The organism is Blastopirellula sp. J2-11, from assembly GCF_024584705.1.
Taxonomy (GTDB): Bacteria; Planctomycetota; Planctomycetia; order Pirellulales; family Pirellulaceae; genus Blastopirellula.
Genome location: NZ_CP097384.1, coordinates 1,143,246 through 1,155,196 on the forward strand (window position 1 = coordinate 1,143,246; position 11,951 = coordinate 1,155,196).

The following is an 11,951-nucleotide window of genomic DNA, read 5'->3' on the forward strand; positions in this document are numbered from 1 at the left end:
TCATGGTGAAGACTTGTCGCTAGTTAGGCGAATGCAGCGAGAGACGCTGTCGCCGTTTCGCGATGTCGACTATTCCCACGTTAGTTTCGTAGCGCGAATCCCGTTCAGCTCCGGGTTAAGTGCGAACACGTAGTATTCTCCGTTGTGCAGAACGATTTCAGGAGCCGCCACCGGCATGCGGGCAACCAAAAAGCGTTCGTCCTGATTGATTCCAAAATAGTTGGGATCATCCGAGTGGTACAAGGTCGAGATTTGATCCTTGCCGTACTTCTGAGTTCTCAACAGGTAGTAATGACCGTCGCGCTCGAATACGAAAGGACATTCCGCTGAATAGGCGGTCGTATCGGTCAGTCCCCCAAAAGCGACAACCACCGAATCTGTCCACGTTTTGAAATCACGCGTCTTGCGAAGATAGACGGCTCCTTGGCGATTCTTTTGAGAAATCGAGGGAGTTACGGAAGGGTTGGCCGTGTAGTATCCATGCCAGCCGTTGGCGACGGGAAGCAGCATCACGTCGCGAGCAAATCCCTCTTTCCCTTCAGAGAACATGCCTGTTTTGCCGTTGGGCTGAACGACACGCTGAAAATTCTTGCCATCCTCGCTGGTCGCGTGACAAATGTTGTTCCAATCGCCATAGAACATGTGGTACGTCTTCCCGACGAGAACGACATGGGGAGCTTGGAGTCCTCCTTCCGTTTCTCCAACTTCTGGATCGGCCTGCATCGCGATTCCCTGGGGCTCCCAATTGGTCGCTGTCGGCGACTTTCCTTCCCAGCGATAGAAGACTCGCGTCTTGCCGCCGCAGGTCGTCTTGCGGATGCAAGACCAGAGTTGCCATGTGCCGTCAGCCGCTTGCCAGACGGCGAAGTCAACCGGCTGCTGTTTGGGGGAACTGATCGCACCCAAGTCGGGGTTTCCAGCAATCGGCCACCAATCCTCCTGGATCACGGGCTGGGGAAACTCGTCTGCCGAAAGGTATTCGCAGGGCAGGATTGCGCAAAGCAGCGCGGTCGTGTATATGGCTGTGCGTAGCATGATAGAAGTGACTCTCCAATAAAGTGGTAATACCATCACGGGTGACTGGAAGGATCACGTTAAAGCGGATTTGCGTCGAAATCAAGTGTTTTACTCGGCTCTGTCCACTGTTTTTTTGGGTTTTCTCTTGACATTTGTGAGCGACAGGCTCAAGATGATCCTCGTTTGGTATATCCAAACATGGCATGATTCTCGTCATTCTTCTGCTGAGGTACCTCCCATGCTGCATGATTCTTTTGCCCGGAGTTCTCTTTTCTCGGTTCGACTTTTTAAGAAGATCTTTGGCTCAGCGCCCATTGCGAGTCGCGACCGTCAAGGGTTCACGCTCGTTGAGTTGTTGGTCGTTATCGCGATCATCGGCGTATTGATCGCACTGTTGCTGCCTGCGGTGCAGCAGGCGCGAGAGGCGGCTCGTCGCCTTCAATGCAACAACAACCTCAAGCAATGGGGACTAGCCCTGCACAACTATCACGACACGCATGGCGTCTTTCCTCCGCGTGCCGGCGGAACAGGGACCTATTCGCCTACCAGCGTTTCGAATACGAATCGCACGCGTTTAAGCGGGTTCGTCTCTCTTCTCCCATTTATTGAGCAGCCGGCGCTGTGGGATTCGATCTATGGAGGCACGCCTAGTATGGGAGAAAATCCCTGGAGGGCGAGCTTCACTCCCTTTACGGCAAACCTTGTCGCATTGCGTTGTCCCAGCGATTCGTTTGATCCTGACGCGAGCTCAATCGGCCAATCAAACTACACCTTTTGCGGCGGTGACTCCAACGCGTACATGCGCGTGGATGATGACCCGACTGGGAGTAGTCCCCGCGGAGTCTTCGGTCACGAGACCCATATTGGGTTTCGTGACATTACCGACGGCACGAGCAATACCATTCTCATGTCAGAACTTGTGCGGCCGATATCGCCCCACACGAAAGGTTATGGGAATGCGCCCACCGACAATCCTCATGGACAAGCGCCGCTGAATTGCTTAGCCGCTTACGATCGAACGACGAAGACCTATTCGGCTACGATTGAAAGCGCTCCAGGTAGCGGGACCGGCGGAAGGTTTCCGGGGGCTCGTTGGACCGATGGCGCCGCCAGGTATACCGGATTTAATACGATTTTGCCTCCCAACGGGCCAAGCTGCGGTCGAGGCGGCGCTCATCAATACGGCGGCATTTACACTGCTTCCAGTCGACACCCCGGCGGCGTACTTGTCTTGATGGGAGATGGTTCGGCGCATTTTGTCAGCGAAACGATCGATACCGGCGACCTGGGATATTCCGCCGAAGTGACCTCGGGGGCGAGTCCATATGGCGTATGGGGTGCGCTGGGATCGAAGTCCGGGGGCGAAGTCTCTCAAAACTTTTAGCGATCGTCTCAGGCGGATCTCGAATGATGCAGCGCAGCGTTTCGCAGCGTGACGACCAGCACTTTCTAGCATGAGGTCTGGGTAAATAGATACTGCGATGCGGCAGGCCTTTGTCTTGCGGCAATTTTGTCCTGATATCAATGGGAGCGATGTTCATGTTTTCTCAGAATAGTCCGTGGATCATCTTGTTCTTTTTATCCGCGGCTGGTTGCTCGTCACGCGTTGATAAGTGGGTTCAGGCCAGGCCAGAGGTCTTTCCTACTTCGGGAGTGGTGATGTTTGATGGGAAGCCTCTGGCGGAAGCTCTGGTAACATTTCATTCCGACGAATCGAACGTTTCCAGTTATGCGAAGACGGATGAAACTGGAAAATTTCAGTTGACGACGTTTGAACCCAACGATGGCGTCGTCGCCGGGCGCCATCACGTGTGCGTGACAAAATACAAGGAGCCAGCCGTTTCGCAAGTTCCGGTGGAATTGCGATCGGCTCCGATTCCGGCGCCAAATTTGATTCCCATGCGGTATGGGGACCCAGATAAGTCCGAATTAACGGCGAACGTGGCGTCCAACGGGGAAAATCATTTCGTCTATCGTCTGGACAAGTAATAGAAGTTCTTCCTCTCTATTTTCTCGACCAGAGAGCTACTTGGAGATTTCGATTTTATGAGTTCCGAGCCACCGCAAATGTCCCGCGCCGAATGGGTCAAAGAGCAGATGCTAGAAAACATTCGGTCGCGTCGCTGGCCAATCGGCGCGGCGATTCCAAGCGAACGATCGCTCGTCGAGACTTTCGGGGTCAGCCGTCTTCCCATTCGTGAAGCCTTGTCTTATCTCGAGGCGTTGGGCGTGCTCGATATTGGGCATGGCCGCCGTCCCACCGTAAAAAAGATTGACGCAGGGACGCTTGGACAGCTGTTTCCGTTGATGATCTCGCTGGAAGGTCAGCAGTCGTTTCAGCAGATCTTTGAAGTGCGAACCGCCCTAGAAGGGCAAACGGCGTATCTGGCGGCGCTGCGCCGAACGCGTGACGATGCGCGGCGACTCTATGAACTTGCTGACAAGTTTGCCGCAGAAGTCGAATCGGAAGATGTAAACGCTGTCGAAACCGACCTAGAGTTTCATGTGCAAATCGCTACGGCTTGTAAGAACCCGCTGATGTCCCTTTTGCTTCACACGCTCACTCGAGTGGTGCAATTCGGCCAGATTCAAAGTTGCAAAAATGATTTGGTCCGACACCGACGGGCCGCTCAGTCGCACGAGCAGATCGCGGATGCGATCTTTCATCAAGACGCTGAAAGAGCTCGTGTGGAAATGCTGGCCCATTTGCATTACAGCGCCAGTCGAATCGTTTCGCGGGATCAAAATGGCGATCTCGGCGAGTAATGCCTGCCTCCGCTTCCCCTTTGGCTGAGCCATTGGGGAAGATCATGGGAGACTTTGCATGGAATGCGGTCTCCACCCATCCCTGCGGTGGAATTCCGATGCAGCAACGACGGCTAACCGATCAGCATGGCCGCTTTGCTAAGGCGTTCCATCGCTTTCGCGACGGCTTCGGTAGCGATTTTCTCGAGCATTTCTCCATCCGGAGCCGGCATCGCTTCGCCATCCTTGCGCATCGTCAACTTGCCGTTGTGCAACATGTCTTTGAGGCCGTTGCGAATCTCGTGATGCGTTTTCTCGCCGTCGATCATTGTGACGATATGTCGCGTCAGGTCATCTAGCTTGATGATCTCGTGCCGTGCGTTCGTCAAGCGATCGACGCTGGCGGCTTGTAGTCGGGCGACGCCAGAGATTTTCGGTTTGACCGAAATCTCTTTGGTGAATCGATTGGGAGTGTACGACAATTCGACCACGCCGCCGACCGCCAAGTGAATGATATTGTTCGCCATTGCGCGACGCAATTGCGTCATGTCAACGTTGCCAAGTTCTTCCGCTTTGGTTTGCACGCGTGCGAGCAGATCCTCAAAAGAAACGGCGAGCGGGAATTGTTCTCCCAAAAAGTCAGTCACAGTGATCATCAGCGGATCTGAGGTGTTCAGACCTTGATTCGTCTGCAAATTGCGGAACGACACCGTATTTTCGGGGAAGTTTTTGTCCGGGTCTTTTTCAATACGTCGCATCGGCGAACTGATCCAGGAGCCGTTCAGCGTATTCTCGTTCAGCGCCCGATCGATCTTGGTTCCCTTGGCGCAAAGAATCGTCTGGCGGAACATCCGATTGCGGACGAAGTCGGCGTATTGCTCGCGCTGGATAATATCAGGCGCGATGCGCTCTAGCGTTTGCGCCACATCTTTAGCGAAGTTGCCGGTCCACATGGTGGCGATATGCGATTCGGCCAAATATTGCAGATCGTGCTTGTTGGCCTGCTCGATGAACTGATGGAAATAGAACTGATAGTTGTTCATTTCCAGATGATCGTGGTACAGGTAGTTGTCAGTCTGATTCTTCAGCAGGCTCAGTTCGGAATGAATCATTTTGCCGTACGCGCCGGTTTCCGCCGAAACGCTGCTGGCGAGAAATTCTAACAGCGCTCGAGCCTGCTGGACCTTCTTCTTTGGATCCGACAAGTTGCGAACATGATAGCTCATCATGTCGCGGATTGCTCCGCGTAGTCGCCAGCCTGGCAACGTGTTGTAGCTCACCAACGCGACCCCTTGCGGGTTCAAATGGTCGCGGCAGACGGCGAGAATTTTGTCTTGCACTTCAGGCGGAACCCAAGAGAAAACGCCGTGGCAAATGATGTAGTCAAATTTGCCCAGCGACGAGTCAATATCCATGACGTCGAGATGCTTCAGTTCGATATTCGTCAGCCCGAGCTTCTCGACGCTCGACAGGGCCGATTCGATATGCCGCTGCGACAAATCGATGCCGACAAACTGACTCTCAGGGAGAGTTTCGGCCATGGGAATGATGTTGCCGCCGCCGGCGCAGCCGATCTCCAGCACGCGACAGCGATTGATTTCGGCAGGCGACATGCCAAACATTCGGCTGATCGCATGCAGTCGCTCGGGGTGCGTTTGTCGAAAGGGATGACTCGGATAGGGAACGATGTCGTAGCTGTATTTCGAAGCGTCGAGACTTTCGTTGCTTTCGTTCGTCTGCATGTTTTCGGCCGTCATCAGTAAGATTGACTCCAAGAGCTGGCGATAGAAAAGGGGGGCTACAGGTCCCTCCATTTTCTCGTGCAGCCCCTCGGTTGTCTGCGGAAAACCGTCCAAAACAGGCAGGTTCGCGGCGATCAAATCACGGAATAGGCGAAATACGCCGATTGTAACGCCTTGCGATACCGACTTACCCGTTCAATCGCCAAATTGCGAAATTCAGACAAGCAGCGTAACTGACCCAAAGGAGATAAGGGGCCAGTAAGCAGGCGCCCGCAAGCGATTGTTGCGCAAACCCATAAATGGTCACGCCGAGCATCAGCCAGAGCAACACGATGTCGATCAACCCAAGCAGCGGGCTTTCTAAGCCAAAAAACAGAGGGGACCAGATTGCATTCAGGGTTAACTGAATCCCAAACAGCAGCAGCGCTGGCCAAGCTGCCGACCAAGGCCGCTGCCGCCAAACTAGCCATGCAGAGATCCCCATCAGGACATACAGCGTGGTCCAGACCGGCCCAAAGATCCAACTGGGTGGAGTCCAGCTCGGTTTGTGGATACCAGCGTACCAAGTGGGGATTTGCGGCGTGGTAAACAGGGCTCCGACGATACCGATCGCGAGGCAGAGGACAACCGCGGCGAGCAGCGCCAGTATCTGAACCAGCATAGAGCGCGAAGGAGCGGAATCGATGGAGTCAGTCAAGTTGCTGATCGCCTTGCAGAAGCATCTGTCCTTAAAGATCAAGCGGTTGGCCCGGTGATTCTGGCCGTGGAGGCGGAGGCGCCGACGACCCACGTAATGAAGGGGGAGCCGAAGGAGGCGGGGGCGGGTCTTCTTCCGTTAATTCTGGTAGCGGTGGGCCATTATCGATCACGCCGCCGAGTCCTTGTCGCAGGCGATCAAAGAGCCCCCCCAGGGGACGCTGCAAATCGGGAGTTTCGATCGGCGCAGGTGGTTGTGTTCGCAAGCGATCCAGCGTACCGCCAGGGACGCCTGCGCGCATCTTTTGCAGCAGGCCTGTCGCGGCGCTCAGGACCTGATCGATCGGGATCTCGCCCCCGTCGCCGGCGCCCAAAAAGGTTTCGGTCAACTGATTGAAAGTATCGTCGAGTCCCACTTGCGGCTGTTGCAGCGTGCCGGTGATCCGGAGGCGAATCGTTTTTCCTTGGAAGGAACGTAGCAGCGGCATCGTCTCGTCAATCGAATCGCCAACGGGGATGGGAATAATGCAGAGGATGTCGAGGGTATCGTCAAGTCCGACCGATCCGCTGGTTTGCACGCGGCAATGGGGGAGGCCAATCTCGAGCCCTTCGTGATAGACGCGACCGTCGGCCAACTTGAACTTCACCTCGCAGTTGCTGGCGATCTGTACTGACGGCGCCATTTGCAGCGCATCGGTAATCGATTTTAGGATCGGACCGCTGACGAGGGAGGCCTCGTGGATTTCCAAGGTTCCGTGACCTGTGCCTTGTTTCGGATTGTCGAGCGGAAACTCCCACTCTTCAAATCGAAGCGACGCGTTGCCGTTGACGTTGGTCACGCCGTGCATGATCGGAACGGCGTACTTCAGCAGGTCGTCGCACATTTCTTCGGTCAGCTGGAAGTGGTCCATCGCTTGAATGTGATCAAAGCGGAGTAGGGGCCCTTGCTGTGAAGTCGCCGGCGTCAGGTGGCCGGATAACTCAAAATGCTCGATCTTCCAGGCAGCGCCGCCGGGGCGCTGCGCCGAGAGGGTCGCATCTCGAATGTTGACCGAGATTTGACGATTGAGCGCCTCGGTCAGTTTGCTTGGATCCAGCGGCGTCGGTTCGTTGGCGATCGAATCTATCAGGCTGTTCTCTTGCTCTTGAATCACGAAGTGCAGATCAGGCTGGATGATTTCGAGATTTCCCAACTGACGCGGATTGACGATCAGCTGCCAAAAGTAGACGTCATTGCTCATCTGCGGCACAGAGACGTTAAATTTCTGTTCGCGCTGCCGGATCTGCAGCCCTTCGATCTGGGTGATCGTCAACCAGCCGAGCGAAACGCGGTCGACAAAAACTTCAACTTCGGTCGCCGCCAACACGGCGCTAAGTCCGCTTTGCGTCAGCGGACGATACGAGGCCAACGTCGGCAAGAACGCGACAAACAGCAGCAGCAACGCAAGAGCACTGCAAATCCAGAGGCGCCAGCGGCGTTTTTTCAAAGGAGCTGCGGTCATCGGCTTCGACCTTCGAACCAGGGAAAGCAAGCGTTAAGCTTTGCTATTTTAACGGCCAATAGGACGATTGCGAAAACTTTAACGGCCGTAAACGGCCAAGTACGAAAAAAAAAGAGCGGTCGCTGGGACCGCTCTTTCGATGGATCGTATTTCTGCCGGTCGCTTACGCCAGGCATTTGTCGAGCGCTGCGATCGCGGCGTCGTAGTCCGGCTCTTGCGTCGCTTCCGAGACCACTTCGGCATAGGTGACGTTGCCGTCGGCGTCGAGGACGAAGGCGCCGCGAGCCAGCAACATCAGCTCTTCGATCAGCATGCCCCAGTTGTTGCCGAAGCTGCGAGTTTGGTAATCCGAGGCTTTTTGGATGTTTTCAATGCCTTCGGCGCCGCAGAAGCGATTCAGCGCGAACGGCAAGTCGAGACTAACCGTCAGCGCGTTGATCTTATCGCCGTAGCTGCCCAGCTTCTCGTTAAACTTGCGCGTCTGCGTGGCGCAAACGCTGGTGTCGACCGATGGGATTACGCTCAGAATGGTCGGCTTGCCTTTGACGTCGGCCAGCGTGGTCGTCGTCAGGCCTTCGGGACCAAAGCTATGCAGGGTGAAGTCGGGAGCCGGCTTGCCGACTTCCACCGCTTCGCCGGCTAAGGTCATCGGGTTTCCTTTGAACGTGATAGCGCCGTGTCGCGACATGGGAGGTTCTCCTGAGCTGTGTATGCGTGCGAGGGGGTTGAATGCTGCTCGCATTGTCACGCGCTGTGCCCGAAGGAAAAAGGGGGCGCACTTGCTGAGCGGTGAAACTTCTTGGGGCAAGAAATGCAGATGCCCGCGGGTGGAGACCACGGGCGTCTGCAAGTCGTAGGTAACGCGAGATTTGGTGTTAGACCCAATTCACTTCGAGCTGGTTCTCGATCTGATCGACCCCTGCCTGGCGAAGGGCCTCTTGGGCCATTTGCTTGTGGAAAAAGGAGGCGACGCTTCCTTTCAGCACGATGCGGTCTTGCTCTTGTTCAAAACGGAGCGTACGTCCGGCGAAATGAGGATTGCTGGCGAGTGCGCGCTCGACGTTGGCGGAATAATCAGCTTGGTTCATGGAGTTGCTCTTACTGGGATAAGCGGGGGAAGAACGTCGCGGTGGGGCTGACCAGTAATAGCTATCGACTTGCTAGCGGAGCGAATTGAGCCCGGTATCCGCGATCGAACGCCGATTTGTGCGAAGCTGCGCCGATCGTAACGATGGCGCCGCTTACGGCGGCAAATCCTGGGGGGAAAGCGATTCCGATCAGCGACTACCCCAGCATCTTTTTCCCAAAGGCTTTCGCAGCGGTGACGGCGTCGGCGATTTTGGCGGGGTCTTTGCCGCCGGCTTGGGCCATGTCGGCGCGTCCGCCGCCGGAGCCGCCGACGATGGTGGAGACGGTTTTGACCCACTCGCCTGCTTTGCCGCCTGACTTGACGACGTCTTGGCTGAGGCCGGCGACCATCATCACTTTGTCTTCCCCTTGGCCGGCGATCAGCAGCACCGCACAGGGCGCCGCCTTCTTCCGCAATTGGTCGATCAGTTGACGCATCACGTTCGGGTTGGCGCCGGGGGCCTCGGCGACGATCAACTTCACGTCGCCGATCAACTCGGCTTGGGCGAGCAAATCGTCGGCCGTCAGCACGCCGATTTCCGCGCGAGCGACAATCTCTTTCTTCAGCGAATCGATGTCGGACAGCAGCGCCGCGATCCGCGCCGGAGCGTCAAACATGCCGACGTTGATCATGCGGGCTGTTTCTTTCAGCGTCTCTTTTTGCACGGCGTAAGTCGGCTGCGCCGCTTTCGCGTGCTCGACGGCAAGGGGAAGGTCTTCGGGCGGTTTGCCGCTGCCGCTGGCCGCTTTTTTCAGATCGCGTACGTACTGCATCAACTGTTTCACGGCCGCCGGTACGTCGAGCGTAGCAACGCCGAGCGACTTGGCGATATCGCCCAGCGAAGCGGCGACTTGCTGGCGATATTCCTTCGCTTTGGCGCCGGTCAGCGCGACGATGCGCCGTACGCCGGCCGAAGGACCTTCTTCGCTGACCACCTCGAACATGCCGACATCGCCGGTGTTGGTCAGGTGAGTTCCGCCGCAAAGTTCGCGGCTGAACGTTCCCATCGAAACCAGGCGAACTGGATCGGGATACTTTTCGCCGAACAGCATCATCGCGCCCAACTCACGCGCCTGCGCCAACGGAACGGTTTCCCATTTCACCTTCTCGCTGGCCGCGACCCGTTCGTTGACGTCTTCTTCGATCGCCGCCAACTGCTCTGGCGTGACCGCCGCCAGGTTGGTGAAGTCAAAACGCAGCCAATCTTCGTCGACTTTGGAGCCTTGCTGTTGAGCATGAGCGCCCAGGTTTTTTTGCAGCGCGTAGTGCAAAATGTGCGTCGCCGAGTGAGCCCGCTGAATGCCGATCCGACGTTCGCCGACGATCGCTTTGGCGTCGGTGTTGCTGCTGATCTTGCCGCTGGTCAAATAGCCGTGATGCAAAAAGAGATCACTATCTTTTTGCGTGTCGGTCACGAGAAAGCGGAAGTCGGCGCCGACGATCTCGCCGCTGTCCCCTACCTGACCGCCCGACTCGCCGTAGAAGGGAGTGGAGTCGGTCACGACGATCAGCGGATGTTCTTCACCGGTCTGGTCATAGTCGTCAAACAACTTCGACGTGCCGTCGGCGTCGTTCGCAACGATCCCTTTGACCGTCACATCGGCTTCCGACTGGTCGTAGCCAACATAGTCGGTCTTGCGGAGCGTGTTCTTCAGCGATTCGATCGGGCCGGTGGTGAACAGCACCGACGTTCCGCCGCCGGTTTCTTCGCCGAATCGTTCCATCGCTTCTTTGTAGCCGGGCCAATCGAACGCGAGTCCCTTTTCGGCCGCGACTTGTTCAAACAGTTCCGGCGGAAAGCCATACGTTTGGTACAACTCGGCCGCCTCGCCGCCGTCGACGATGGTCATGTTATCTTTGCGCATCGAGTTGAAGACCTTCTCGGTGCGCGCCAGGCCGTCATCCAGCCGGTCCAGGAAGTTTTCTTCCTCGGTGCGGATGACGTTGGCGACGCGCTGCGTCGTCTCTTGCAGTTCGGGATAACCGGCCTTCATCATCTCGGCGACTTTGTCGACCAGTTGATAGGCGAACGGCTCGCGCAGTCCCATTTGATGGCCATCCAGCACCGCGCGGCGAAGCAAGCGGCGGATGACGTATTTTTCTTTGTTGGCGCCGGGGTAGACGTTCTCGTGAATCGCAAACGTGCACGCGCGAACGTGATCGGTGATGCGGCGCAGTCGGCGACCATTGTCATCTTCGGGAATGTACTTCACGCCGCAGATCTCGCCGGCCGCTTCGACGATCGGACGTAAGATGTCGATATGATAGTTGGTGGTGACGCCTTGCAGGGTGGCGGCCGTTCGTTCTAGCCCCATCCCGGTGTCGATGTTCTTGCTCGGCAGCGGTTCAAGATTGTTGGGCGGATCGCCGACGCGGTTGAACTGCGTAAAGACGAGGTTCCAGATCTCAACCGGGCTGCTCCCTTTCGGGTGATAATAGATTTCGCTGCAGGGACCGCAGACGCCGTCGGGACCCAGGCTGGGTGCGCTGGCGGGCCAAAAGTTTTCGTCCTCTTCCAAGCGATGTATGCGAGAAGTTGGCAGGCCGATCTTCTCGTGCCAATAATCGGCCGCTTCGTCGTCATCTTTGTAGACGGTGACGGTCAACTGATCGGCAGGCAGGCCGAGCCACTTTTTGTCGGTTAAAAACTCCCACGCCCAGGAGATCGCTTCCGGCTTGAAGTAATCGCCAAAGCTGAAGTTGCCCAGCATCTCGAAGAAGGTGTGGTGATAGGCGGTGCGGCCGACGTTGTCGATATCGCCGGTACGCAAGCACTTTTGACAGGTGGTCGCCCGGGTGAAGTCGAGCTTCACACGCCCCAGAAAGTGGTCCTTGAACTGGTTCATCCCGGCCGGGGTAAACAGCACCGAAGGATCCCAAGTGGGGACCAGCACATCGCTCGCGCGGCGAGAATGCCCCTTGGTTTCGTAGAAGCTGAGGTATTTTTCGCGTAGTTCGTCGGTCTTCATGGCGAAATCGGGCCGGGCCAGTAAGAGTCAAATAGTGCTGTTTAAAGGGGTTATGATAAAGCCTGAGCGGCAAATCGGCTAGGCGTCGCGGTGGTATGCGCCGCCGTAAAGAATAGGACCCAGCCAAACGGAAAAGGTTTGCGGCCAACAA

General features: G+C 56.4%; 10 protein-coding genes. 3 read left to right on the forward strand and 7 right to left on the reverse strand.

The features are described from left to right. Window positions 1–69 precede the first annotated feature (69 nt). Window positions 70–1,035, reverse strand: a complete 966-nt coding sequence (locus M4951_RS04780; protein WP_262025337.1) for a hypothetical protein — start codon at window positions 1,033–1,035, stop codon at window positions 70–72. Between the two features lie 220 nt (window positions 1,036–1,255). Here M4951_RS04780 and M4951_RS04785 point away from each other — a divergent pair, with 220 nt between their 5' ends. From M4951_RS04785 to M4951_RS04795, 3 genes are all read left to right on the forward strand, one after another. Further along, entirely contained in the window at window positions 1,256–2,401 is a 1,146-nt protein-coding gene (locus M4951_RS04785; protein ID WP_262025338.1) for a DUF1559 domain-containing protein, read from the forward strand. A gap of 155 nt (window positions 2,402–2,556) precedes the next feature. Then, window positions 2,557–3,006, forward strand: a complete 450-nt coding sequence (locus M4951_RS04790) for a carboxypeptidase-like regulatory domain-containing protein (RefSeq protein ID WP_262025339.1) — start codon at window positions 2,557–2,559, stop codon at window positions 3,004–3,006. A 78-nt stretch (window positions 3,007–3,084) separates the two neighbouring features. After that, the gene (locus tag M4951_RS04795) at window positions 3,085–3,783 is read left to right on the forward strand and encodes a FadR/GntR family transcriptional regulator (protein WP_262025340.1); all 699 of its coding nucleotides are present in this window, start codon (window positions 3,085–3,087) and stop codon (window positions 3,781–3,783) included. Window positions 3,784–3,896: 113 nt separating this feature from the next. Here M4951_RS04795 and M4951_RS04800 read toward each other — a convergent pair whose 3' ends face one another. The 6 genes from M4951_RS04800 to alaS all read right to left on the reverse strand — a co-directional run bounded on the left by M4951_RS04800 (window position 3,897) and on the right by alaS (window position 11,800). Then, entirely contained in the window at window positions 3,897–5,519 is a 1,623-nt protein-coding gene (locus tag M4951_RS04800) for a methyltransferase regulatory domain-containing protein (protein ID WP_262025341.1), read from the reverse strand. Between the two features lie 172 nt (window positions 5,520–5,691). Continuing rightward, on the reverse strand, window positions 5,692–6,201 hold the full coding sequence (locus tag M4951_RS04805; RefSeq protein WP_262025342.1) for a TspO/MBR family protein: 510 nt from the start codon (window positions 6,199–6,201) through the stop codon (window positions 5,692–5,694). Between the two features lie 31 nt (window positions 6,202–6,232). Next, complete coding sequence (locus M4951_RS04810) at window positions 6,233–7,702, reverse strand: hypothetical protein (RefSeq protein ID WP_262025343.1); 1,470 nt, start codon at window positions 7,700–7,702, stop codon at window positions 6,233–6,235. A gap of 163 nt (window positions 7,703–7,865) precedes the next feature. Beyond that, a complete protein-coding gene (tpx, locus tag M4951_RS04815) occupies window positions 7,866–8,390 on the reverse strand; it encodes a thiol peroxidase (protein WP_262025344.1) in 525 nt (174 codons plus the stop codon). Between the two features lie 187 nt (window positions 8,391–8,577). Beyond that, window positions 8,578–8,790 (reverse strand): BON domain-containing protein, encoded by a 213-nt coding sequence (locus tag M4951_RS04820; RefSeq protein ID WP_262025345.1) that lies wholly within the window; start codon window positions 8,788–8,790, stop codon window positions 8,578–8,580. Between the two features lie 196 nt (window positions 8,791–8,986). After that, window positions 8,987–11,800, reverse strand: coding sequence for an alanine--tRNA ligase (gene alaS / locus M4951_RS04825; protein WP_262025346.1), 2,814 nt, complete (start codon window positions 11,798–11,800; stop codon window positions 8,987–8,989). Window positions 11,801–11,951: the final 151 nt, after the last annotated feature.

Coding starts and splice junctions, on each gene's coding strand:
- M4951_RS04780 (WP_262025337.1), bottom strand. CDS start 1,035: ATGCTACGCACAGCCATATACACGACCGCGCTGCTTTGCGCAATCCTG.
- M4951_RS04800 (WP_262025341.1), bottom strand. CDS start 5,519: ATGACGGCCGAAAACATGCAGACGAACGAAAGCAACGAAAGTCTCGAC.
- tpx (WP_262025344.1), bottom strand. CDS start 8,390: ATGTCGCGACACGGCGCTATCACGTTCAAAGGAAACCCGATGACCTTA.
- M4951_RS04820 (WP_262025345.1), bottom strand. CDS start 8,790: ATGAACCAAGCTGATTATTCCGCCAACGTCGAGCGCGCACTCGCCAGC.
- M4951_RS04810 (WP_262025343.1), bottom strand. CDS start 7,702: ATGACCGCAGCTCCTTTGAAAAAACGCCGCTGGCGCCTCTGGATTTGC.
- M4951_RS04795 (WP_262025340.1), top strand. CDS start 3,085: ATGTCCCGCGCCGAATGGGTCAAAGAGCAGATGCTAGAAAACATTCGG.
- M4951_RS04785 (WP_262025338.1), top strand. CDS start 1,256: ATGCTGCATGATTCTTTTGCCCGGAGTTCTCTTTTCTCGGTTCGACTT.
- alaS (WP_262025346.1), bottom strand. CDS start 11,800: ATGAAGACCGACGAACTACGCGAAAAATACCTCAGCTTCTACGAAACC.
- M4951_RS04790 (WP_262025339.1), top strand. CDS start 2,557: ATGTTTTCTCAGAATAGTCCGTGGATCATCTTGTTCTTTTTATCCGCG.